The sequence below is a fragment of the Isoptericola sp. NPDC058082 genome (genome assembly GCF_042885055.1).
Lineage (GTDB): Bacteria > Actinomycetota > Actinomycetes > Actinomycetales > Cellulomonadaceae > Isoptericola.
This window is the reverse complement of the sequence record NZ_JBHVSQ010000004.1, coordinates 206,942-229,957: the sequence shown is the minus strand read 5'-3', so window position 1 is coordinate 229,957 and position 23,016 is coordinate 206,942. Positions and strand designations below refer to the sequence as shown.

General features: G+C 72.4%; 18 protein-coding genes. 6 read left to right on the top strand and 12 right to left on the bottom strand.

Annotation, left to right across the window (positions count from 1 at the left end; genetic code table 11):
- Positions 1-15 precede the first annotated feature (15 nt).
- On the top strand, positions 16-1,872 hold the full coding sequence (locus ACFVS0_RS07945; protein WP_430587634.1) for a glycosyl hydrolase family 28-related protein: 1,857 nt from the start codon (positions 16-18) through the stop codon (positions 1,870-1,872).
- 97 nt (positions 1,873-1,969) lie between these two features.
- On the opposite strand, the gene ACFVS0_RS07940 is transcribed toward ACFVS0_RS07945, so the two are convergent.
- Both ACFVS0_RS07940 and ACFVS0_RS07935 read right to left on the bottom strand, forming a co-directional pair.
- A complete protein-coding gene (locus ACFVS0_RS07940) occupies positions 1,970-2,671 on the bottom strand; it encodes a DUF6518 family protein (RefSeq protein ID WP_430587633.1) in 702 nt (233 codons plus the stop codon).
- Positions 2,672-2,924: 253 nt separating this feature from the next.
- On the bottom strand, positions 2,925-3,683 hold the full coding sequence (locus tag ACFVS0_RS07935) for an SDR family NAD(P)-dependent oxidoreductase (protein ID WP_430587632.1): 759 nt from the start codon (positions 3,681-3,683) through the stop codon (positions 2,925-2,927).
- A 152-nt stretch (positions 3,684-3,835) separates the two neighbouring features.
- Here ACFVS0_RS07935 and ACFVS0_RS07930 point away from each other — a divergent pair, with 152 nt between their 5' ends.
- Complete coding sequence (locus tag ACFVS0_RS07930; RefSeq protein ID WP_430562108.1) at positions 3,836-4,333, top strand: MarR family winged helix-turn-helix transcriptional regulator; 498 nt, start codon at positions 3,836-3,838, stop codon at positions 4,331-4,333.
- Positions 4,334-4,368: 35 nt separating this feature from the next.
- On the opposite strand, the gene ACFVS0_RS07925 is transcribed toward ACFVS0_RS07930, so the two are convergent.
- Complete coding sequence (locus ACFVS0_RS07925) at positions 4,369-5,091, bottom strand: AAA family ATPase (protein ID WP_430584452.1); 723 nt, start codon at positions 5,089-5,091, stop codon at positions 4,369-4,371.
- 585 nt (positions 5,092-5,676) lie between these two features.
- On the bottom strand, positions 5,677-7,467 hold the full coding sequence (gene dnaB, locus ACFVS0_RS07920; protein ID WP_430549388.1) for a replicative DNA helicase: 1,791 nt from the start codon (positions 7,465-7,467) through the stop codon (positions 5,677-5,679).
- A gap of 432 nt (positions 7,468-7,899) precedes the next feature.
- On the opposite strand from dnaB, the gene ACFVS0_RS07915 reads away from it, so the two are divergent.
- Positions 7,900-9,204 carry an MATE family efflux transporter gene (locus ACFVS0_RS07915; RefSeq protein ID WP_430562213.1) on the top strand — a complete coding sequence of 435 codons (1,305 nt, stop codon included), beginning with the start codon at positions 7,900-7,902 and terminating at the stop codon, positions 9,202-9,204.
- A 51-nt stretch (positions 9,205-9,255) separates the two neighbouring features.
- Here the strand turns inward: ACFVS0_RS07915 and ACFVS0_RS07910 are convergent, their stop codons facing one another.
- Positions 9,256-9,834, bottom strand: a complete 579-nt coding sequence (locus tag ACFVS0_RS07910) for a winged helix-turn-helix domain-containing protein (RefSeq protein ID WP_430562106.1) — start codon at positions 9,832-9,834, stop codon at positions 9,256-9,258.
- 281 nt (positions 9,835-10,115) lie between these two features.
- Here ACFVS0_RS07910 and ACFVS0_RS07905 point away from each other — a divergent pair, with 281 nt between their 5' ends.
- Positions 10,116-14,228: a carboxypeptidase regulatory-like domain-containing protein gene (locus ACFVS0_RS07905; protein ID WP_430587631.1), complete on the top strand. Its 4,113-nt coding sequence runs from the start codon at positions 10,116-10,118 to the stop codon at positions 14,226-14,228.
- Positions 14,229-14,305: 77 nt separating this feature from the next.
- Here the strand turns inward: ACFVS0_RS07905 and rplI are convergent, their stop codons facing one another.
- The 5 genes from rplI to ACFVS0_RS07880 all read right to left on the bottom strand — a co-directional run bounded on the left by rplI (position 14,306) and on the right by ACFVS0_RS07880 (position 18,776).
- Positions 14,306-14,755 carry a 50S ribosomal protein L9 gene (gene rplI / locus ACFVS0_RS07900; RefSeq protein ID WP_429731013.1) on the bottom strand — a complete coding sequence of 150 codons (450 nt, stop codon included), beginning with the start codon at positions 14,753-14,755 and terminating at the stop codon, positions 14,306-14,308.
- Positions 14,756-14,774: 19 nt separating this feature from the next.
- Entirely contained in the window at positions 14,775-15,011 is a 237-nt protein-coding gene (gene rpsR / locus ACFVS0_RS07895) for a 30S ribosomal protein S18 (protein ID WP_100422261.1), read from the bottom strand.
- Positions 15,012-15,097: 86 nt separating this feature from the next.
- Positions 15,098-15,649 (bottom strand): single-stranded DNA-binding protein, encoded by a 552-nt coding sequence (locus ACFVS0_RS07890; RefSeq protein ID WP_430549391.1) that lies wholly within the window; start codon positions 15,647-15,649, stop codon positions 15,098-15,100.
- Positions 15,650-15,778: 129 nt separating this feature from the next.
- Entirely contained in the window at positions 15,779-16,069 is a 291-nt protein-coding gene (gene rpsF, locus ACFVS0_RS07885) for a 30S ribosomal protein S6 (RefSeq protein WP_430549392.1), read from the bottom strand.
- Positions 16,070-16,226: 157 nt separating this feature from the next.
- Positions 16,227-18,776 (bottom strand): transglycosylase domain-containing protein, encoded by a 2,550-nt coding sequence (locus ACFVS0_RS07880; RefSeq protein ID WP_430587630.1) that lies wholly within the window; start codon positions 18,774-18,776, stop codon positions 16,227-16,229.
- A 311-nt stretch (positions 18,777-19,087) separates the two neighbouring features.
- On the opposite strand from ACFVS0_RS07880, the gene ACFVS0_RS07875 reads away from it, so the two are divergent.
- Entirely contained in the window at positions 19,088-19,762 is a 675-nt protein-coding gene (locus ACFVS0_RS07875; RefSeq protein ID WP_430549394.1) for a helix-turn-helix transcriptional regulator, read from the top strand.
- Positions 19,759-20,850 (top strand): inositol-3-phosphate synthase, encoded by a 1,092-nt coding sequence (locus ACFVS0_RS07870; RefSeq protein ID WP_430549395.1) that lies wholly within the window; start codon positions 19,759-19,761, stop codon positions 20,848-20,850. Before ACFVS0_RS07875 ends, ACFVS0_RS07870 begins: the two co-directional genes overlap by 4 nt.
- 55 nt (positions 20,851-20,905) lie before the next feature.
- Here ACFVS0_RS07870 and ACFVS0_RS07865 read toward each other — a convergent pair whose 3' ends face one another.
- Both ACFVS0_RS07865 and ACFVS0_RS07860 read right to left on the bottom strand, forming a co-directional pair.
- Complete coding sequence (locus tag ACFVS0_RS07865) at positions 20,906-21,946, bottom strand: Gfo/Idh/MocA family protein (RefSeq protein ID WP_430587629.1); 1,041 nt, start codon at positions 21,944-21,946, stop codon at positions 20,906-20,908.
- Positions 21,943-23,016, bottom strand: coding sequence for a Gfo/Idh/MocA family protein (locus ACFVS0_RS07860; RefSeq protein WP_430562102.1), 1,074 nt, complete (start codon positions 23,014-23,016; stop codon positions 21,943-21,945). Before ACFVS0_RS07860 ends, ACFVS0_RS07865 begins: the two co-directional genes overlap by 4 nt.

Sequence of the window (23,016 nt, the reverse complement as noted above, 5' to 3'; positions counted from 1 at the left end):
TCAAGGGAGATTCGGATGACGAACGACCACGCACGACCCCGGACCACGGTGCGTCGCCGCACCGTCCTCGGCGGGATCGCGGCCACCGCCGGCTTCGCGCTCCTCGGCGCGCCGACGGCGTCGGCAGGCTCGCCGGGAGCGTCCGCCGGCGCGAGCCGCGCCGGCGCACGGACCCCGTTCGCGACCATCGGCGCGGAGCACGGCCGGCTGGGCGGGAACGCCCGCGTCCGGTCCCTCGCCCCCGGCGCGACGGTCGGCAAGGCGGCCACCCTCGAGCTCGAGGCGTCCGGCTACGCGCTCGTCGAGCTGCGCGACGTGGGCGACTCCGTCACCGTGGCGAACACCACCGGGATCCACGCCAACACGCTCGTCGTGCGGGCCTCGATCCCCGACGCCCCCACGGGCGGAGGCATCACGGCGACGCTCAACCTGTACGTCGACGGCACGTTCCGGCAGTCGCTCACGCTGAGTTCCGCTCAGGCATGGATCTATCGCGACCCCGTCACGACCGCCAAGTCCAAGGACCCGCGCACAGGCTGGCCCCCGCTGCACTTCTACAACGAGTTCCCGTTCTGGGTGGAGGGCGCGCCGATCGCCCCCGGCAGCACCCTCACCCTCCGCAAGGACGCCGACAACACGGCGGACGTCTACCACCTCGACTGCCTCGACCTGGAGGACGTCGCGGGGCCCCGTCCACGGCCCACCGGCTCGCTGTCGGTCGTGGACTACGGCGCCGACCCGGACTTCGGCGCGGACTCGACGGTGGCGATACAGGCCGCCGTGGACGACGCACGCACGCAGGGCCGCACCGTCTGGGTCCCGGCCGGCACGTACAAGATCAACAGCCTCGCGCCCACCCCCCTCGACCTCACCGGGGTGGCCGTCCGCGGGGCCGGGATGTGGCACTCCACGATCTACCGTGCCGTCCCGTTGCCGACGCCGGCCAAGTGGCGGTCCAAGGTGGTCATCGGCTCCGGCACGGTCCTCACCGACCTGCAGATCGACTCCAACGCCGTCTTCAAGCCCCTCGAGGGCGGCGGCGCCGACTACTCGATCAACGCCGAGGGCGCCGAGGGCTGGCTCGTCGAGCGGGTGTGGACGCGGCACGGCGAGGCCAACTGGCTCTCGGGCAGCCACGCGACCATCCAGGACTGCCGCACCGCCGACAGCTACGGCGACGGCTTCAACGTCAACAACAGCAACGAGTCGAACCCGAACAAGCGCGGCAACGACATCACCGTCCGCAACAACTTCGCGCGCGGCACCGGCGACGACGGGTTCGCGGTGTACTCCGACGCCGGCACGGCGGGCTCCAGCCCCCAGGTGACGGGCGTGCGGATCGTCCACAACACCGCGGTCGCGGTCTGGTGGGCCAACGGCATCCGCGTCGCGGGCGGCAGCGACCTCGAGGTCGCCCACAACCTCGTCGACAGCGTGTCGTCGAACAACGCCATGGAGATCGGGATCTTCGGCAACACCGGCAACCCGCTGGAGTCGGTGCACGTGCACCACAACGTCCTGGGCGGCGGGGGCGGGTGGAACGGCTCCCGGGCCGGGGTGCAGATCGGCTCGCCCGGGCCGGGCTCGCTGTTCCCCGACGCACGGAGCACCGTCCGGATGACCGACAACGTGCTCCGCGGCTCGCTCGGGCCCGGCGTCCTCGTCGACCGGTACCACCACGCCCTGACCTTCCGCGGCAACACCATCGAGGGACCCGCGGGCGACGGCGTCACCGTGCGGGGCGAGGTCGCCGGGACCGCCCGGATCACCCGCACCCGCCTCGACGGGCTGCGTGCCGGCCAGGTCCCGCTCCGCAACGACTCCCCGGAGGCGTTCGCCGTGGTCCAGACGGGCAACTCCTGGCAGGAGTAGGCGGGGCGACGGCGCCCCTGCGGAGTTCGCCCGGTCGGGACTCGCCGCTCCGCCACGGTGTCATGGGCGCAGAGTCCGCTTCGGGAGCCGTCGCGCCTCAGGCGGCCCCACCGAGCGAGCGGAAGGCGACGACGAACAGCGCCGCGACCACGACGGTGCCGGCGACGGCCGTCGCGACGGCGAACGCGCCGCGGAGGCTGCTCGCGAGCATGCTCGCGAGCAGGACGACCGCGACGACGCCGATCGCCACCCAGTACGTCGCGCCCGTCGTGTCCGCGACGGTGGTGAGGCCGTAGACCCCGTCGCCGACGCCGACGCCCGCGAGCAGCGCCGTGCCGAGCGCGGCGCGGGTCCCCGGGCGGCGGAGCCATGCGGCGGCGACCCCGACGAACGGGCCGACGACCACCCCCACCACGCTGAACAGCAACGGCCGGTACACGAGGCCGCGCAGGTCCGCCGCGAACGTGTAGCCCAGGACGAGGAGGACGAAGCTCGCGGCCCCCAGGACCGCGGCCTGCCACGTGCGGGCCCCCGTCGCCGCCGCCCACCAGTAGACCAGGACCGCGGAGACCAGGGTCCAGCCGCTCGCCGAGTTCGCGACCGGGACGACCGCAGCCGGCAGGACGCCCTGCGCGAACGACGTCAGGCCGCCGAGGAGCAGGCTCGCCACGAGCACGACGGCGCCGCGCGTCCACGGCCGTCCCCACGGCGCAGGCGTCGACGGCGTCGGCGCAGGTCCGGCGGGGCGGGGTGACGACGGGGCGACCGCACGGTCGCGGGACGGTGTCGTGTCGGGCACGTCCTGAACCTAGGGGTGGTGGCGAGGCACGGGCGTCCGCCCGTGGTCGGACGCCCGTGCGCCGGTCGTCCCCCTCCGGCACGACGACGGTCCGAAGGCCGGAGTGCCGCCGACGTCCCCGCGACGGTGCACGTCGCCTGCGCGCCGTGCTGCAGCAGGCGCGCGGGCAACGGCCGGACTCTCACCCCGTCCAGCTCGCCACCCGGCTGGTCGTGCGGGAGCCGACCGCAGCCCCGGCGGACCGAGCGGTCCGTCAGAGCGTCGTCGTGAGGACGCCTCCGTCGGCGCGCAGGGCGGCGCCGTTGGTGGCCGAGGAGACCGTGCCCGCCAGGTAGGCGACGAGGTGCGCGATCTCGGCCGGCTCGATGAACCGCTGCAGGAGCGACGTCCGGTTCGCCGCCTCGATCGCGCTCCTCACCTGGTCCGCGGGGACGCCCTGGGCCCGAGAGAGGTCCTCGACGGCCCGGGCGACGCCGTCGGAGTACGTCGGACCGCCGAGGACCGAGTTGACCGTGACGCCCGTCCCTCGGGTGAGCTTGGCCAGGCCGTTGGCCAGGGCCAGCGCCCCGGCCTTCGTCGTCCCGTAGTGGGTCATGTCGGCGGGGACGTCCACGCCGGACTCGCTGCTCACGAAGACGACGCGGCCCCAGCCACGGCTCAGCATGCCGGGCAGCACGTGCCGGGACAGGCGGACGCCGCTCATGACGTTGATGTCGAAGTACCGCTGCCACGCGTCGTCGGGGACCTCCTGGAACGCCTGGACGTCGAAGACGCCCACGTTGTTCACCAGGACGTCCACCTCGCCCAGCGTCTCGCTCAGCCGCAGGACCTGGTCGGGCTCCGCGAAGTCTGCCGCGATCCCGGAGACCGCCGCGCCGGGCACCGTCTCCTCCAGCCTTCGCACCGCCGCCGCGACGCCGTCCTCGGTCCGCCCGTTGACGACCACCGATGCCCGTTCGGTGAGCAGCGCCTCGGCCACGGCGAAGCCGATGCCCTGTGTCGACCCGCTCACGAACGCCCTCTTGCCTGCCAGCCCCAGGTCCACCTGCCGCCCTCCCGTCGTCGTCCGCCTGGTTCACTTGCCCAGGCAAGTGCAGACTAGGCAGGGATGACTTTCCTGAGCAAGTTACTGCTGGCCGGGCCGATACCCGTACGCTGGCGGTCATGCAGGACCCTGAGACGCGCGCCGCCGCCCCCGAGGAGCTCACGGGCGAGGAGCTGGAGACCTGGGCCGCCCTGGCGACCGTGCTGGAGTGGCTGCCCCCCGCGCTGGACGCCCAGCTCCAGCGCGACGCACAGCTGTCCCACTTCGAGTACGGCGTGCTGTACGCCCTGGCCCAGGCACCCGACGACACCCTCCGGATGAGCGTCCTGGCGGGCTACGCGAACAGCACGCTCTCGCGGCTCTCGCGGGCAGCCTCGCGGCTGGAGACGCAGGGATGGATGCGGCGCACGCCCGACCCCTCGGACGGGCGTTACACCCTGGCCGTCCTCACCGAGCCCGGACGGGCGAAGGTCCGGGACGCGACCCCCGGCCACGTGCGCCTCGTCCACCAGCTCGTGCTGGACCGACTGACGACGCCGCAGACCCGGCAGCTGCGGGAGATCAGCAGGCGGATCGGACGCGCCGTCCGGGAGGACGGCGGCTGGCAGCCGCGCTGACGCGCCCTTGCTCCGGCCCGGCGCGCCGGCGACGCTCAGCCGAGCAGGTGGCGCAGGTAGCGGCCCGGCGCGTCGAGGAACGCGCGCCAGTGCTGGACCAGCTCGAGATCGTCCCACGTCGTCGGGCGCAGGCCCCACGGCCCGACCTCCAGGATCGTCGCGCCGGGCAGCGCCGCCAGCACGGGCGAGTGCGTCGCGCAGAGGATCTGGCCACCGCGCCCGGCCAGGTCCTCGAGCACGCTCATGAGGCTCAGCGTGGAGGAGAAGCTCAGCGCCGCCTCCGGCTCGTCGAGGCAGTACAGGCCCGGCCCGTCGAACCGCGACTCGAGGACCGCGAGGAAGGACTCGCCGTGGCTCATCTCGTGGAACACCGGGTCCCTCGGCCCCGGGTGCTCCTCGAGGAACGTGTACCAGCCGTGCATCGTCTCCGCGCGCAGGAAGAAGCCCCACCGCCCCGACCCGACGCCGCGCTGCAGCCGGACGGCCCGGTGCAGCGGCGACTCGGACTCACGGGTCGAGTGCCGGCCGTACGCCGTGCCGCCCTCCGGAGACAGTCCGTAGGCGACCGCCACCGCCTCCACGAGCGTCGACTTGCCGCTGCCGTTCTCCCCCACCAGGAACGTCACGCCCGGCGCGAGCTCCAGCCCGTCGCGCAGCACCTGCTCGACGGCGGGGACGGTGCGCGGCCACGCGCCCGCGGGAAGCGGGTGCTCGGGGTCCGGCGCGACCCGCACCACCGGCGGCTGCGAGAAGTCCACCGGGGCATCATGCCCCGGGAGACGCCCGACCAGCAGGCACGGTGGCCACGTCGATCGCGACTTCACCACCTCGTGCGACCACGGCGCCCCCGCGCGAAGATCGACGTCAGTGCGTCGCTCGCACTCCACCACCGAAGGAGACATCGTGAGCAGCTCAGAGGACTCCGAACCCGCCGCACCGACGAGTCCCGGCAATCCCACCGACCCAGTCACACGTCGCTCGGACGAGCCCCTCGACGAGCCCAAGAGCCCCGGCCCGCCGACTCGTCGAGGGACGCCGGACTCCTCGACCGACGCCCTCGACGAGCCGAAGAGCCCCGGCCCGCCCCCGGGCTCGATCCCCGGCGAATCGGATTAGCCTGCCGTTCTGCCACGTCCACCCGGCCAGGTCACGCCCTCTGGAGCGATGCGAGGCGGGTGGCGGGGCTGTTCCGGGCCTATCCCCAGACCGGATCCTGGGCTTCCTCCCGACACTCCGACCACGGGACGGCCCGGAGCCCATGGTCGCGGAGGACGGCCTCTCACCCCCTGCGCGCGACCTGTGGTGAAAGGCCACGCGGCACGACATGACGGCGGCGGATACGGTCAGGACTGCATGTCGACGAACCGCGAGTAGTGGCCCTGGAACGCCACGGTGATGGTGTCCGTCGGGCCGTTACGGTGCTTGGCGACGATCAGGTCCGCCTCGCCGGCACGCGGCGACTCCTTCTCGTAGGCGTCCTCGCGGTGCAGCAGGATCACCATGTCGGCGTCCTGCTCGATCGAGCCTGACTCACGCAAGTCAGACATAGCAGGCTTCTTGTCCTGCCGCTGCTCGGGACCACGGTTCAGCTGCGACAGCGCGATGACCGGAACGCCGATCTCCTTCGCCAGGAGCTTGAGCGCACGGGAGAACTCGGAGACCTCCTGCTGTCGGGACTCGACCTTCTTGCCGGAGGTCATGAGCTGCAGGTAGTCGATCACGACGAGCTTCAGGTCGTGCTTCTGCTTGAGCCGCCGGCACTTGGCGCGGATCTCGGTGAGCGACATGTTCGGCGAGTCGTCGATGAACATCGGCGCCTCGGAGACCCGGCCCATCACCTTGGCGACCTTCTGCCAGTCGTCCTCGCCCATGGAGCCGTTGCGCAGCTTCTGCAGGTGGACCCGCGCCTCCGCGGACAGCAGACGCATCGTGATCTCGTTGCGGCTCATCTCCAGCGAGAAGACGACGGACGACTGCCCGTGCTTGATCGACGCCGCCCGCGCGATGTCGATGGCCAGGGTCGAGTTGTGCGTCGGGATCATCGCCCGGCTCGCGAGGTACAGGTGCGACGGGTGCTCGATCTCGACGCACCGCACGGGCACCGACCGGACGGCGACGACATCGACGATCTTCCACGCGGCGCCGGGTCGGGAGACGGTGTGCGCAGCCCCGGAACGCATCGAGGTCACGATGCTCTCCGTGGTCCGGATCGTGGCGTCGGCGGGGCTCCCGGACAAGCTCGTCGACCACTCGTGCTGGGCGTCGGCGACGATGGTGGTGCCGTCGTCGAAGACGACCTCGTAGCAGGGTCGGTCGGTCATGACCTCGGTCGCTCGGACGACGCGCGTGGGTGTCCCGTCCGCCGCGATGAGCTCGTCGCCCACGGCAACGTCGCCCATGGTCGTCCAGCCGTGCGGCGTGGGCAGCGGGGTGTCGAGCGCCAGGGCCTTGCCCATGGCCGGCCGGGCGGCGATGACGATCATCTGCCCGGGGTGCAGACCGTTGGTCAGCCGGTCGAGATCGGCGAAGCCGGTGGGGACGCCGACCATGCCCTCGCCGCGGTTCCCGGCGGCCTCGATCTCGTCCATGGTGCCGCCGATGATCTCGGCGAGCGGCAGGTAGTCCTCGGAGGTCTTGCGCTCGGTGACGGCGTAGATCTCGGCCTGCGCGGTGTTGACGATGCCCTCGACGTCGCCGCCGTCGGTGGCGTAGCCGAGCTGCACGATCTTGGTGCCGGCCTCGACGAGGCGGCGCAGCACGGCGCGCTCCTGCACGATGCGCGCGTAGTAGCCGGCGTTGGCGGCGGTGGGGACGCCGGCCATGAGGTCGTGGATGTACGGGGCGCCGCCCACGCGGGCGAGCTCGCCACGCTTGGTGAGCTCGGCGACGACCGTGATGGCGTCGGCGGGCTCGCCGCGGCCGTACAGGTCGATGATGGCGTCGTAGACCGCCTCGTGCGCGGGGCGGTAGAAGTCGTTGCCGCGGATCTGCTCGACGACGTCGGCGATGGCGTCCTTGGAGAGCAGCATGCCGCCCAGCACGCTCATCTCGGCGGCGACGTCCTGAGGAGGTGTGCGGTCGAAGGTGGCGCCGGGCGCCCCCTGATATCCCGCCTCGAGCTCCTCGATCGACATGCTCACCCCGCTCCCCCGCCGTCGCCGGCGTCCGGTCCGTCACCGGACATCGACTCCCGCTGTCAGGTCCAGGTTCTACCGTGGCCCTCTGACACCGCGGACGACGCTAGGCGCGCCCGCGACCGTGCGCAATCGACGGTGTGGACTCAGGTGTGGACGAGCCTGTGGATATGCGCCTCAGGCTGTGCACGGGCGGTGGACAGGCATGTGCACAACTGGGGATATCGGCTGTGTACAACTTTTGGCAGGCCCGTGACCTGCGACGACATTACGCTCAGGCTGTGGAGGAGAAAAAAGTTGGGTGAGGTGCACCGCACCCCGGATCCAGACGGCGGACACCCCGGCGCCACCCCTCCTTCACCGACGCCGCCGGAGGGTCACCCGGCCGCCGCGTCCGCCCACAAGGTTGTCCACAGGGGCGACCGCCGCCGCATCGACCGCGACATCCTCGCCCTCGCACTGCCCGCGCTGGGCGCCCTCGTCGCCGAGCCGCTGTTCGTGCTCGTCGACAGCGCCGTCGTCGGGCACCTCGGCACCGCGCAGCTCGCCGGCCTGTCCGTCGCGTCCACGCTGCTCGTCACGCTGGTCGGGCTGTGCGTGTTCCTCGCCTACGCCACCACGGCCGCCGTCGCCCGCCTGGTCGGCGCGGGCCGCACCCGCGACGCCCTGCAGTCCGGCATCGACGGCATGTGGCTCGCCCTCGGGCTGGGCGTCGTGCTGGCCGCGGTGCTCGCCGTCGGGGCGCACTGGGCGGTCGGGGCGATGGGCGCCGGCGCGGACATCGCGGGCTACGCGGCCACCTACCTGCGCTGGTCGCTGCTCGGCCTGCCGGGGATGCTCGTGGTCCTGGCCTCCACGGGCGTGCTGCGCGGCCTGCAGGACACGCGCACCCCCCTGTGGGTGGCGTCGACGGGCGCCGTCGTGAACGCCATCCTGTCCGTCGTCCTGGTGTACGGCGCTGGGCTCGGGATCGCGGGCTCGGCCATCGGCACCGCCGCCACCCAGCTCGGCATGGGAGCGGTCCTCACGGTCGTCGTGGTGCGCGGCGCCCGCCGCCACCACGCGTCGCTGCGGCCGCACCACGCGGGCATCTGGGCCAACGCCCGGGCCGGCGCGCCGCTGTTCGTCCGGACGGCGTCGCTGCGACTCGCCATCCTGCTCACCGTCGCGGTCGCGACCAGCCTGGGCGCGACGGCGCTGGCCGGCTACCAGGTCGTCAACAGCCTGTGGGGGCTCGCGGCGTTCGCCCTCGACGCGCTCGCCATCGCCGGGCAGGCGCTGGTGGGCCACGGCCTCGGAGCGGGCGACGTCGGGCGGGTGCGCGCCGTGCTGCGCCGCTCGCTCCAGTGGGGCGTCGGCGCCGGCGTCGCCATCGGCGTCGTGTTCGCCGTCTCCGGGTGGTGGATCGCTCCGCTGTTCACGTCCGACCACGACGTGCGCGTCGCGATCACCGCGGGCCTGGTCGTCACCGGCGTGCTCATGCCGATGGCGGGCTGGGTCTTCGTGCTCGACGGCGTCCTCATCGGCGCCGGGGACGGCCGCTTCCTCGCGTGGGCGGGGATGCTGACCCTCGTCGTCTACGTGCCCTTCGCCCTCGCGGTCCGCGCCTGGGCGCCCGACGGCGCGATCGGGCTGGCGTGGCTGTGGGGCGCGTTCGCGGGCGTGTTCATGCTCGCCCGCGCCCTCACGACCGGCCTGCGCGCCCGCGGCGACCGCTGGATGGTCACGGGCGCGTGACGCCGACGGACCGTCCGGTGAACGCGGTGTGACATCGGCGGCGCGGCGCCGTCACGAGGGCACCACGAGCCGGTAGCCGATGCCGCGCACGGACGACACCCGGAGCTCCGGCAGCACGCGCAGCCGCTTGCGCAGCCGCTTCACGGCGGAGACCACCGGGTCCGGGTCACCCAGGTAGCCGGTGCGCCAGACGGTGCTGGTCAGCTCGGCGAACGACCACACGCGGTCCGGCGCGGACGCGAGCGCGACCAGCAGGTCGAACTCCCGGATCGACAGGTGCACCGGCACGCCCCGCGCGGTGACCTCCCGGGCCGCGAGGTCGACCTCGAGCGCGCCGAGCACGATCCGCCGCGCCCGGACGTCGGCCGCCGCGACGGCGACGACCGGGATCTCGCCCGACGGTGCGGCGGGGGCGCGCGCGTGCACCTCGAGCGTGTGCGGGGCCTCGTCGTCGGGCAGCACCGCGGGCGGGGGCTGGCCGAGGAGCGTCCGCGCGCCGTCGGTGTCCGCCGTGGCGATCACCGCCGCCCGTCCGCGGAGCAGGCGGGCGACCTCGCCCACCCGTTGCAGCGGCAGCCCGATGCAGAGCACGTAACCGCCGACCGGCTCGACCACGTTCTTGGGGGGCATCTGCCGTCCTCCGTCCGACGCGCGCTCCTGGCAGGGTCGCGGACATCGTTTACCCAGGTGCCTATCAGAGTTCAGACCGAACCGCCCGCCGACGGCGCCCGGAACCGACCCGGACCTGCCCCCGGGTTGACCGGAAACTGGCCGCCGGCCGTCCTTGTCCGCCGGAGGATCGCCGGATGGGCTGGGGGGCGGGCCCCGACCGGGCGCCCGTCACGACGCCCCCGCACCCGGGGGCTCCCTCACCTGGAGGAAGCGTGCACTCACCGATCCGCACGAGATCGATGCGAACCAAGTCGACGGGGACGTCGACCGGCAGCAGGAGGGGGTGGGTCGCGACGAGCGCGGCCGTCGCCCTCCTCGCCACGTCCGCGGTCGGGGTCGCGCCGGCGTTCGCCGCCGACGACGACCCGCCGCTCGCCCCGTCCGTCGACGTCTCCGACCCCGCGGACAAGATCGGGACCGCCGTCGAGAAGGACCTCGCCGCCGGCCCCGCCGACTTCTGGCTCGAGCTCGCCGACACGGCCGACCTGCGCGCGGCGAAGGACATCGCCGACTGGGACGACCGCGGGAAGTACGTCTACGACACCCTGACCGCCGTCGCGGGCGACGCGCAGGCCGACCTCGTGAAGGAGCTCGACGCCGCCGGCGTCGACCACAAGTCCTTCTGGATCTCCAACCGCATCCTGGTCCGCGACGGCGACGCAGCCCTCGCGACCTCGCTCGCGGCGTCCCCCGAGGTCGAGGCGATCTCCGCGCCGCAGAAGTTCGACCTGGTCGAGCCGGTCGAGCGCACCAAGTCCCCCGTCCGCGGCACGCAGGCCGTCGAGTGGGGGCTGCAGGCCATCAACGCCGACGACGCGTGGGCCCTCGGGTACACGGGCGAGGGCGTCACCGTGGCCAACATCGACTCGGGCGTGCAGGGCGACCACCCCGCGCTCGCACCGCACTACCGCGGCCTGCAGGCCGACGGCAGCATCGTGAACGACTACAACTGGTTCGACTCGTCGAACGCCTGCGCCGGTGGCTCCCCCTGCGACACCGACGGCCACGGCAGCCACACGATGGGCACCATGGTGGGCGACGACGGCGCCGGCAACCAGATCGGCGTCGCCCCCGGCGCGGACTGGGTCGCGGCCAACGGCTGCTCCACCTGCTCCGACGCGGACCTGCTCGAGTCCGGGCAGTGGGTGCTCGCGCCCACCAAGGTGGACGGCAGCGACCCCGACCCGAGCAAGCGTCCCCAGGTCGTGAACAACTCCTGGGGCCTGGACGCGTCGGGCGCCATCGACGACTTCATGGCCGAGGAGATCGCCGCGTGGGAGGCCGCCGGCATCTTCGGCACCTGGTCGGCGGGCAACGAGGGTCCGGGATGCCGGTCCACGTCGTCGCCGGGCGCCAACGAGGCCACGTACTCCGTCGGCGCGTTCGACTCGTCGGGCGCCATCGCGGCGTTCTCGTCGCGCGGCACCGGGGAGAACGGCGGGACCAAGCCGAACATCTCGGCCCCCGGCGTCAACGTGCGCTCGTCCGTGCCGGGCGACGGCTACGCCTCCTACAACGGCACGTCGATGGCGGCCCCGCACCTCGCGGGCGCGGTCGCGCTGCTGTGGAGCGCGGCACCGAGCCTCGTCGGCCAGATCGAGGAGACGCAGGCCCTGCTCGACGGCGCCGCGGTCGACGTCGACGACACGACGTGCGGCGGCACCGCCGCGGACAACAACGTGTGGGGCGAGGGCAAGCTCGACGTCACGGCCCTGCTCGACGCCGCGCCCGTGGGCGACACCGGCCTCGTCACCGGCACCGTGACCGCCGCCGACGGCGCCCCCGTCGCGGGCGCCGAGGTGACGTTCGACGGGGACCGCGACCGCACCGTCGCGACCGGCGACGACGGCGCGTTCACCGCCGAGCTGGCCGTGGGCGACTACGCCGTGAGCGCGCGGGCCTTCGGGTTCCTCGCCTCGGCGCCGGCCGACGTCGCCGTCGCCGTGGACGAGACCGTCACCCTGCCGATCACGCTGGAGCGGGCACCCACCCGCACCGTCTCCGGCACGGTCACCGAGAAGGACGGGTCGCCCACCCCGGGCGCCGTCGTCACCCTCTCCGGCCCGCTGGACCCGGTCACGACCGGGGCCGACGGCACGTACGCCATCTCGGGCGTGCCTGACGGCACCTACACCCTGGGCGTCTCGGCGGGCACGTGCGCGGCGCCGTTCAGCACGGAGGTCGTGGTGGACGGCGACGAGTCCGTCGACGCCACCCTCAAGCGGCTGGTCGACTCCTACGGGTACTACTGCTCCACCGGCACCGCCGGGGTCGCGACGGGCGACACGCTGCTGGCGCTCACCGGCGACGACAAGGCGGCTTCCGTCGACCTGCCGTTCGGCTTCCCGTTCTACGGCGAGACGTACGACACCGCGTACGTGTCGACCAACGGGTTCCTGAACTTCCTCACCTCGTCGACGAGCCTGACGAACGGCGCGCTCCCGAGCGCGGCCGCGCCCAACGCCGCGGTCTACCCCTTCTGGGACGACCTCAACGTCGATGCGGAGTCGTCCGTCCACACCGCCACGACGACGGTGGACGGCGTCGACGCGTTCGTCGTCGAGTGGCGCAACGTGCGCAAGTACCGGCCCGAGACCGACCGGGTCAACTTCTCCGCCACCCTCCTCGCCGACGGCCGGGTCACCCTCGGCTACGGCTCCGTCACCGACACCACCACGGCGCGCGGCGACTCCGCCACGATCGGCATCGAGGACGCGGCGGGCGCGGTCGCCTCGCAGTTCTCGTACAACGCGCCGGTCGTCGCCGACGGCCTGTCCGTCACGTACGACGTCGCGGGCATGGGCTCCGTGGCCGGCACGGTGACCGACGGGAACACGAACGAGCCGCTCGAGGGCGCCACCGTCACGATCACGTCGAAGGACGACGGCGACGAGACGGTCGTGACCACCGGCGCCGACGGCGCCTACGCGGCCCGGCTCCCGCTGGAGCGGTACGGCATCACCTACGCGAAGGACGCGTACGCGGGCGCGACCCGCAACGCGGCCCTCACGGAGGACGGCCAGGTCGTGACGCGGAACGTCGCGCTCGGCGCCGGCCGGCTCGAGGTCAACAAGGAGAGCGTCTCCGCCTCGATCGGGATGGGCGCCACCGCGAGCCGCGCGTTCCGCGTGACGAACACCGGCACGGAGCCGGTGGACGTCTCCCTCGGCGCCGGCCAGGGCGGCTTCGAGCTGCTCGGTGCGAAGGGCGGCGACGGCGCGGTGATCAGCCACGTCGCCGGTGACGCCACCGTGCCGAGGTCGACGACACCGGCCGGGTCCGGGCTGGGCACGTCCGAAGGGAAGAAGGGCGGCCTGGCGACGTCCGGGGCGAAGGCGGGCACCGTCTCCCCCGACCTGTCGGCCGTCCCCCTCGACGAGACGACCCTGACCCACTCGGCGTCGCAGGACGTCGTGGCCAACAACTCGGTGGCGTGCACCAACCAGGTGACCACCCAGGACAACGGCTACCTGCGCACGTTCACGCTGAGCGACTTCGGCATCGACGGCTCGTTCGACGTGAAGAGCGTGTCGTTCGCCGTCGAGGCCGCCCGGGTCGCGCAGCCGCTGACCGTGAACCTGTACACGCTGGACGGGGCGCTGACCTACGCCAACATGACGAAGATCGGCAGCGCCGAGGCGACGGCCGGCACCAGCGCCGGCGGCACGGTCGTCTCGGTGCCAATCGAGGGCGAGGTGCCGAAGGACGGCACGCTGGTCGTCGAGATCGACGTCCCGGCCGGCGGCTGGTTCTTCATCGGGTCCAACGACGCCGGCCAGACGGCGCCGTCGTACCTGCGGTCGGAGTCCTGCTCCATCCCGGAGCCGACCGACACCGCCGACATCGGCTACCCCGGCATGCACATCGTCATGAACGTGTCGGGCGAGACGTCGGGAGGCGGGGGCGGCCTCGAGTGGCTGGACGTCCAGCCGCCCGAGCTCACCCTCGCACCGGGGGCGTCCGTGCAGGCCGCGGTGACCCTCACCGCCGCGGTCGAGCAGCCCGGGGCGTACTCGGCCACGATCACGGCGGCCGGGAACACCCCGTACGAGGCGCCCACCGTCGCGGCGCTGATGACGGTGAAGGCGCCGACCGGCTGGGGCAAGGTCACCGGCACGGTGACCGGCGGCGGCGGCCCGCTCGACGGCGCCGTCGTGCACCTCGACGGGAAGGCGTACGACAAGACCCTCGTCACGGGGGCCGACGGCACCTACGGGTACTGGATGCCCAAGGCCAACGGGCCGCTCCAGCTCGTCGTCGCGGCGAACGGGTTCGTCCCGGCCGTCCGCACCGCCCCGATCGTGGCCGGGCAGACCACGGTCTACGACGTCGCCCTGAAGCCGCTGCCCTGATCGCCTGACAGGAGGAACGACGAAGGTCCCGGTCCCCTCGCGGGGGCCGGGACCTTCGTGCGTCAGGCGTCAGGCGTTCAGCCGGCGACGACCTTGACGGCGATCTTCGCGGAGACCTCGGGGTGCAGGCGCACCGACACGGTGTACTCACCGGTCGTCTTGATCGGCTGGCCGATCTCGATCTTGCGCTTGTCGACCTGCGGGCCCTCGGCGGCCACGACCGCGTCGGCGATGTCACCGGTGGTGACGGCGCCGAACAGGCGGCCGGACTCACCGGCGTGCGCCGTGACGACGACCGTCTTGGCGGCGAGCGAGTCGGCCACCGCCTTGGCCTCGTCCAGCGTGGCGATCTCGCGGGCCTTGCGGGCCTTGCGGATCGCGGAGACCTGGGACTCGGCGCCCTTGGTCCAGGGGGTGGCCAGACGGCGCGGGATGAGGAAGTTCCGGGCGTACCCGTCCTTCACCTCGACGACGTCGCCAGGCTCACCGAGACCGGTGACCTCGTGGGTCAGGATCAGCTTCGACATGATTCAGTGATCCTTCCGGTCAGCGGGCCGAGGACGAGTACGGCAGCAGCGCCATCTCACGGGCGTTCTTCACCGCACGGGCGATCTGGCGCTGCTCCTGGACGGAGACGCCGGTCACGCGACGCGCGCGGATCTTGCCGCGGTCGGAGATGAACTTGCGCAGCAGCGCGGTGTCCTTGTAGTCGACGGACTCGATCTTGGCCGTCTTGAGCGGGTTGGCCTTCTTCTTGGGCTTGCGCACCACAGGCTTCGCCATGGTGTTGCTCCTTCACAGGTGCTGTCCTCACGAGGCGCCGGCCGGGGCCGGCGTCGGAGGACGGGTGATCTGGGGACTGGCGCCGATCAGAACGGCGGCTCGTCCGAGAACCCGCCACCGGAGGAGGCGGGACCGGCCGTGGCCCACGGGTCGTTGCTCTGACCGCCGCCGGAAGAACCGAAGCCTCCGCCGGGCTGGCCGCCACCCTGGGGGCCGCCGTAGCCGCCCCCCTGGTTGCCGCCGCCACCGCCGAAGCCGCCACCGCCACCGGAACGCTGGGCGCGGGTGACCTTCGCCGAGGCGTACCTCAGCGACGGGCCGACCTCGTCGACCTGCAGCTCCATGACGGTGCGCTTCTCCCCCTCGCGGGTCTCGTACGAGCGCTGAGTCAGACGGCCCTGCACGACGACGCGCATGCCCTTCGTCAGCGACTCGGCGACGTTCTCCGCGGCCTCGCGCCAGACCGAGCAGGACAGGAACAGCGCTTCGCCGTCCTTCCACTCGTTGGTCTGGCGGTCGAACGTGCGCGGCGTGGACGCGATGCGGAAGTTGGCGACGGCAGCCCCTGACGGGGTGAAGCGCAGCTCCGGGTCCGCGACCAGGTTTCCGACGACCGTGATGACGGTCTCACCAGCCATGCCATGCTCCTTCGTTCGTCCGAGAGTCGTGAGGGGATCCCATCACGGGGCTGTGACATCCACGATGTCGACGTCCACAGGCTGGGCCGGGACGCCGCCCGCGACGGGGGCAGAGTTTCGGTTCAGGTCTCAGCGGGCGTCGGTGCGCAGGATCTTGGTCCGCAGCACGGCCTCGTTCAGGCCGAGCTGGCGGTCCAGCTCCTTCGCGGTGGCCGGCGTCGAGGTGAAGTCGACGACGGCGTAGATGCCCTCGGAACGCTTGGAGATCTCGTACGCCATGCGGCGACGGCCCCAGATGTCGACCTTGTCGACGGAACCACCCTCGGTCGAGATGACCGACAGGTACTTGTCCAGCGACGGGGCCACCGTGCGCTCCTCGACCTCCGGGTCCAGGATCACCATCAGCTCGTACTGACGCATGTGTTCAACCCACCTCCTCTGGTCTCAGCGGTCACGGTCGTTCCGTGACAGGAGGGTTCTTGCGTGCGTCGGCCGCGCGCCATCCCGGAACGGTCCGGGGTGGTGGGCACAGCCAGTCGACCAGGATACCCGCCGGGGCGGGTGTCCCGGAAATCGGTCAGTTGTCGGCGCCTTCCAGGTCGTCGAAGATGCCGCCGTCGTCCGTGGCGGTCGGGTCGGGCGACGGCGAGTTCCCGTTCCCGTTCCCGTTGCCGTTCCCGTTGTCGCCGTTGCCCGGCTCCGGACCCTTCGAGACGATCAGCGTCACGGTCGAGCCCTGATCGACGCTGCTGCCCTGGCCGGGGTCCGTGTCGATCACGATGCCGACCGGCTGGTCGCTGAACTCCTCGCGCACCGCCGGCTGAAGGGCGTCGCCGTAGATCATCTGCTCGGCCGTGGTCCGCGGCTGCCCGACGACGTTCGGCACCACGACCTGCTCGGGCTTGTCCGGCTGGCCGGTGGAGACCACGAGGGTGACGGTCGTGCCCACGGGTACCTCCTGCCCCGCTCCGGACACCTGCAGCACCGTGCCCTTGCGCTCGTCGCCGTTCTGCGCCCTCGTGCTCACCACGAGCTGCAGCTTCTCCAGCTCCCTGGTGGCCTTCGCGATGTCCCAGCCGGTGACGTCCGGCACGGTGACAGTCTCCTCCTCCGTCTCGGACGGGGTCGGCGAGGGCGAGAAGGTCGGCTGCGCCGGCACGTACTCGGGGAAGCTCTCCTCGTCCATGCCCTCGGTCGCGACCTGCATGAAGTCGGTCCACGCGCGCACCGGCCAGGTACCGCCGGTGATCTCCGGCCACTCGCCGAAGCCGTCGATGTCGTCCTGCCCGGCGATCTTGCCCGCCTCGAGGTCGAGCGTCTTGTACTGGCGCAGGCCGACGACGGTCGTGAGCTGCGGCACGAAGCCCGCGAACCACGCCGACTTGTTGTCGTTCGAGGTACCGGTCTTGCCCGCCACGGGGCGGCCCAGCTCCTGCGCGACCCGGCCGGAGCCGGTCGGGTCCTCGACGACCTTCGTCATCGCGTAGGTGGCCGCCGTGGTGACGTCCGCGTCGAACTCCTTCTCCTGCTCCTGCGGGGCCTCGTAGAGCACCGTGCCGTCGAGCGTCTCGACCTTCGACACGATGTGCGGCGTCGTGCGGTAGCCGCCCGACGCGATGGTCGAGTAGGCCCGCGCGAGGTCGATCGGTCGCACGGAGTCGACGCCGAGCACGTTCGACAGCCCCGCCGTCAGCGGGTAGTTCTCGTCCTTGCGGATCCCTGCGCGCTCGGCCACCTCACGCGTCTTCTCCGGCCCGATCTCCTCGTTGAGCTGCACGTACGCGGTGTTGACCGAGTGCGCGGTCGCCGTGGTGAGGTCGATGCTGCCGCCGTAGTTGGCGCCACCGAAGTTGGGGACCGTCCAGTCCTCGCCGTTGTTCGCCGCGGGGAAGACCTTCCCCGACTGACCGTCGAACCGGTCCTCGAGCGTGACGTCGTTCTCGAGCCCCGCCATGAGCGTGAACGGCTTGAACGTCGAGCCGGCCTGGACGACGTCCTGCGTGGCGGTGTTGAGCGACTGCTTCACGTAGTCGGGCCCGCCGTAGAGCGCCTTCACCGCGCCGGTCTTCGGGTCCATCGACACCAGCGACATGCGCACGTTCTTGTTCGCCTTGCCGTACTGGCCGTCCTCGTGCAGCGTCTTCTCGACCTCGACGGCCGCCTTCTGCAGCTTCTGGTCGATCGTCGTGGTGATCTTGAGGCCGCGCGTCTCCAGCTCCTGCTCGGACTCGAGCGGGCCGTCGGGGTTGCTGTCCGACCTGACGAGCTCCTTGCGCACCTGGGCCATGAGGTAGCCCTTCTGGCCGCCCCAGGTGTTGGTGGCTTCCTTCTTCTTCTTGAACTTCGGGAACTCCGCCTTCGCCCGCTCGTCCTTGGTGATGTACCCCTGCTGGTACATCCGGTTGATGCTGCGCTCCCAGCGCTCCTGGGCCCGCTCCGGGTTGACCGACGGGTCCCAGTTGTTGGGCGACGGGATGATCCCCGACAGCATCGCGGCCTCGGACGGCGTGAGGTCCTTGGCGTCCTTGCCGAAGAACTCCTGCGACGCGGCCTGGATGCCGTAGGTGTTCCGGCCCCAGTAGATGGTGTTGAGGTAGCTCTCGAGCACCTGCTGCTTGGGCTGGCTCTGCGCCACCTTGAGCGCGATGATCGCCTCGCGGGCCTTGCCCGCGTACGAGTCCTCGGTGTTGAGGTAGTACCGCTCGACGTACTGCTGCGTCAGCGTGGACGCGCCCTGCCGGCCACCGCCCGTGACGTTGTTGTACGCCGCGCGCGCGATGCCCTTGACGTCGATGCCGTTGTTGGTCCAGAACGTGTCGTCCTCGGACGCGACGACCGCGTTCCCGACGTACGCCGGCAGGTCGTCGAGCTTGACGAGCTCCCGCTTCTGCTCGGCGAACTGACCGATCGGCTTGCCGCTCGACCAGTAGACGGTCGTGGCCTGGTTGTTCACCTCGTCGAGGTTCTTGGGGATCGTCGTCGTGCTCCACGCGGCCACGAACAAGCCGGCGCCCAGCGCCGTCCCGGTGAGCAGGGTGCCGACGACGATGCGCCAGGACGGCAGCCAGCGCTGCACCGGGCCCTTGCGCGGGCGCGGGTAGTTCCAGAAGCGACGTCTCCTCGCCACGTCAAGCCTTTCGTCGTGCGGGACCGGCGTCGTGCTCGTACAGTGCGCCGGCCTGCGGACCACAGGGAACACTAGGCGATGCGGTAGGGCCGACGGGAGCCTCGGGCGCCCAGGGCGACGGTTCGACCCCAGGCGTCCGCAGCCCTCTGGCCTGCGCTCCGCGGAACCTTCACAACTGCCCGGACGCCCGTGGCGGGTGCTTCCCGTTGCACGACCATGTCGGCGAGTCCTATTCTCGCGATGTATCGACTCGATACGTCGTGACGACGGGTCGGCAGCGACATCGGGACAGGACGGGAAGGAGAACCCTCGTGCGCAGCAGGTCTGTGGTGCTCGAGACGGCCATCCTCGGCCTGCTCAACTCCGCCCCGCTGCACGGGTACGAGCTGCGCAAGCGGCTCAACCTGCTGCTCGGCTCGTTCCGCGCGTTCTCCTACGGCACCCTCTACCCGGCCCTCAAGTCCCTCGTCGCCCGCGGCCTCATCGAGACCACGGAGCGCGAGGCCCCGGCCCCCGCGGGTCGGGCGTCGGGCACCCGCCAGGCCGGCGCCAAGCCCTCGGGCAAGGCGCCGCTGTCGGGCCGGCGCGGGCGGATCGTGTACCGGCTGACGGCGGACGGGAAGGAGCACCTCCAGACCGTCCTCGCGTCGTCCGGCCCGGCCGCCTGGGAGGACGAGAACTTCGACGTCCGCTTCGCGTTCTTCGCGCAGACGGACGCCGAGACCCGCATCCGTATCCTCGAGGGCCGGCGCACCCGGCTCACCGAGCGGCTGGAGGCGGTCCGAGAGTCTGCCGCACGCACCCGCGAGCGGCTCGACGAGTACACCCTCGAGCTGCAGCGCCACGGGCTCGAACAGGTCGAGCGCGAGGTGCGTTGGCTCGACGGACTCATCACCACGGAACGCGACCGTGCTCTCGGCCGCGCCCGCGACCACAGCGCCGGGGTGCAGGACGCCCCGGCCCAGAGAAACAAGGAGCGAGGATGACCTCCGTCCGCGTTGCCATCGTCGGTGTCGGAAACTGTGCATCGTCCCTGATCCAGGGCGTGCATTACTACCGCGACGCCGCCCCGACCGACACCGTCCCCGGCCTCATGCACGTGCAGCTCGGCGACTACCACGTGAGTGACCTGGAGTTCGTCGCGGCGTTCGACGTCGACGCGAAGAAGGTCGGCTTCGACCTCGCCGAGGCGATCCACGCGTCCGAGAACAACACGATCAAGTTCGCCGACGTGCCGCCCACCGGCGTCACCGTCCAGCGCGGCCACACCCTCGACGGCCTCGGCGACTACTACTCCGCCACGATCGACGAGTCGGACGCCGAGCCGGTCGACGTCGTGCAGGCGCTGAAGGACGCGAAGGTCGACGTCCTCGTCTCCTACCTGCCCGTCGGCTCCGAGGCGGCGGACAAGTTCTACGCGCAGGCCGCGATCGACGCGAAGGTCGCCTTCGTCAACGCGCTGCCCGTCTTCATCGCGTCCGACCCCGAGTGGGCGAAGAAGTTCGAGGATGCCGGTGTGCCGATCGTCGGCGACGACATCAAGTCGCAGGTCGGCGCCACGATCACGCACCGCGTGCTCGCCAAGCTGTTCGAGGACCGCGGCGTCGTGCTCGACCGCACGTACCAGCTCAACGTCGGCGGCAACATGGACTTCAAGAACATGCTGCAGCGCGACCGCCTCGAGTCGAAGAAGGTCTCCAAGACGCAGGCGGTGACCTCGAACCTCGAGGGCCCGCTCGGCGGCAAGAAGGAGGACCGCAACGTCCACATCGGCCCGTCGGACTACGTCGCCTGGCTCGACGACCGCAAGTGGGCGTACGTGCGCCTCGAGGGCCGCGCGTTCGGCGAGGTGCCCCTGAACCTGGAGTACAAGCTCGAGGTGTGGGACTCCCCCAACTCGGCCGGCATCATCATCGACGCGGTGCGCGCCGCCAAGATCGCGCTCGACCGCGGCATCGGCGGCCCGATCCTCTCGGCGTCGACGTACTTCATGAAGTCCCCGCCCGTGCAGATGGAGGACACCGCGGGCCGCGCCCAGCTCGAGGCGTTCATCCGCGGCGAGGTCGAGCGCTGACGACCACCGCGTGAGGACGAAGGCCGGGGCACGGACGTGCCCCGGCCTCGTCGCGTCATGCCCCCGGCCGCACCACCGCACCGCCCTCGGCGGCCGAACGCTGCGCCGCGGCGACGACGCGCAGCGTGCGCAGCCCGACCTGCCCGTCCGGTCCCGGCGTCTCCCCCGTGCGGACGCACCCCAGGAAGTGCTCGAGCATCAGCGCGTCCAGGTTCTCGCCGAACCCGAGCCACGCCTGCCGCGTCCCCTGCGCCACGAGCCCGCCGACGTGCGCCGCGAACGGGTCGATCTCGACCGTGCCGCCGGTGCCGACCACCTGCAGCGTGAGGCCGCCCCACGTGGGTGCGCCGTCGGGCACGGACCACGAGCAGTCGACGACGATCTCCGCGCCGCCCGCGTAGGTGAGGCTCACCAGCGCGCCGGTCTCGGCGCGCACCTGCGGGTCGTCCCCGTGCAGGACCCGGTTGCTCACGGCGCGCACCGCGACCGGCTCCTCCCCGAGCAGCGCGTCGAGCAGGTCGGCCAGGTGGACCACGTGGTCCGCGAGCGCCCCGCCCCCCGCCAGCTCGGGGTCGGTGAACCAGGCGCGGCCCGCGGGCACCTTGCCGTTGTTCGTCCCCGTCCCGCCGAGCACCGTGCCGAGCGCGCCCGACGCCACCAGTCCGCGCAGCGTGCCGAACTCGGGGCTGAACCGCACCGGGTAGGCCGTCATGAGGCGCACCCCGGCGGCGTCGCACGCCGCCACCATCTCCTCCGCGTCCTCGACCCGGGTCGCGAGCGGCTTCTCGCACAGCACGTGCGCGCCGGCCGCCGCGGCGGCGAGCACGACGTCCCGGTGCCGGGAGTTCTCGCTGCACACGATGACGGCGTCGGGCCGCCAGGCGAGCGCCTCCGCATAGGTGTCCACGTAGGCGGCGCCGTGCTCCGCGGCGAACGCGGCCCCGCGCAGCTCGCCGGCGGGGGCCATGGCGGCGTCGGGGTCGGCGGTGAGGAGCTCGACGTCGTGCCGGCCACGCAGCAGCGCGACGTACGACGCGGCATGCACGTGCGCGAACGACAGGATCGCGACCCGCAGCGGGGCCGGGGTGGGCGTCATGCTCGGCTCCCGGTGGTCTCGAGGTCGGCCAGGGCGCGGGCCCGGGCGGCCGTGTCCAGGGCGACGGGCTCCCCGGACGCGATGGAGGCGAGCGCGGCCTCGGCGATCTCGACGGCGATCACGCCGTCGACGGCGCTCACCCGCGGGTGGTGCGGGTCGTCGGGCGCCAACGACGTCGGGGACGCCGCGAACGCCCGGGCGACCTCCCGGATCTCCGTGAGGTACGGGCTCTCGCCGGCGGCGGGGGCCGGCCGGTCCTGTCCGCCGGCCGGGACCGGCGGGAGGTCCGACCGCACCCCCGCGGCCTCGGCCGAGTCGAACCGCAGCGTCCCGGCGGCCCCGGCGACGTGGAACGACGTCCGGAAGGTGGTGTGCGGCGCCCCCCACAGCCCTCGCACGTGACTGATCGCGCCGCCGGCGTGGGTGAGCACGGCGTGCGCGAGCGTGTGCGGGGCCCCGCCCTCCTCGAGGGACCGTCGGGTGGCGTGCACGCTCGTGACCTCGCCCGCGACCCACCGGGCGAGGTCGAGGTCGTGGATCATGAGGTCCAGCACCACGCCGCCCGACTGGGCGTCGTCCGCGAACCACGGGGACCAGGCGGGGAACATCCCACCGCGCGCGAACCGCAGGACGGCCGGCGCCCCGATCTCCCCGGACCGCACGGCCCGGCGCATCAGGGCGTACTCCGGGAAGAACCGCACGACGTGCCCCGGGTAGAGCTGCCGGTCCGCGGCGCGGGCCGCCTCGAGCATCGCGACGGCGTCACGCGACGTGCGGCCCAGCGGCTTCTCGCACAGGACGTGGCGCCCGGCCGCGAGGGCGGCCGTCGCCACCTCGAGGTGGGTGGGCGTCGGGGTCACGACGTCGACGACGTCCGCGACGTCGAGCAGCTCGTCGAGCCCGGCGACGACCCGTCCGCCGTGCGCGGCCGCGAGCTCGGCGGCGCCGTCCGTCGAGTGGACGACGAGGTCCGCGCCGAGCGCGCGCCACGCCGGCGCGTGGGCCCGGGCGATGCCGCCCGCGCCGACGAGACCGACCGTGAGGGCGGGGGAAGGCTCTGCAGCAGTCAT

What these genes read in the sequence shown, in the direction of transcription:
- rplI (WP_429731013.1), bottom strand. Translation starts at nt 14,755, where the DNA reads ATGTCGAAGCTGATCCTGACCCACGAGGTCACCGGTCTCGGTGAGCCT.
- ACFVS0_RS07890 (WP_430549391.1), bottom strand. Translation starts at nt 15,649, where the DNA reads ATGGCTGGTGAGACCGTCATCACGGTCGTCGGAAACCTGGTCGCGGAC.
- ACFVS0_RS07860 (WP_430562102.1), bottom strand. Translation starts at nt 23,016, where the DNA reads ATGACTGCTGCAGAGCCTTCCCCCGCCCTCACGGTCGGTCTCGTCGGC.
- rpsF (WP_430549392.1), bottom strand. Translation starts at nt 16,069, where the DNA reads ATGCGTCAGTACGAGCTGATGGTGATCCTGGACCCGGAGGTCGAGGAG.
- rpsR (WP_100422261.1), bottom strand. Translation starts at nt 15,011, where the DNA reads ATGGCGAAGCCTGTGGTGCGCAAGCCCAAGAAGAAGGCCAACCCGCTC.
- ACFVS0_RS07865 (WP_430587629.1), bottom strand. Translation starts at nt 21,946, where the DNA reads ATGACGCCCACCCCGGCCCCGCTGCGGGTCGCGATCCTGTCGTTCGCG.
- dnaB (WP_430549388.1), bottom strand. Translation starts at nt 7,467, where the DNA reads ATGTCGATCGAGGAGCTCGAGGCGGGATATCAGGGGGCGCCCGGCGCC.
- ACFVS0_RS07870 (WP_430549395.1), top strand. Translation starts at nt 19,759, where the DNA reads ATGACCTCCGTCCGCGTTGCCATCGTCGGTGTCGGAAACTGTGCATCG.
- ACFVS0_RS07910 (WP_430562106.1), bottom strand. Translation starts at nt 9,834, where the DNA reads ATGCCCCCCAAGAACGTGGTCGAGCCGGTCGGCGGTTACGTGCTCTGC.
- ACFVS0_RS07945 (WP_430587634.1), top strand. Translation starts at nt 16, where the DNA reads ATGACGAACGACCACGCACGACCCCGGACCACGGTGCGTCGCCGCACC.
- ACFVS0_RS07930 (WP_430562108.1), top strand. Translation starts at nt 3,836, where the DNA reads ATGCAGGACCCTGAGACGCGCGCCGCCGCCCCCGAGGAGCTCACGGGC.
- ACFVS0_RS07905 (WP_430587631.1), top strand. Translation starts at nt 10,116, where the DNA reads ATGCGAACCAAGTCGACGGGGACGTCGACCGGCAGCAGGAGGGGGTGG.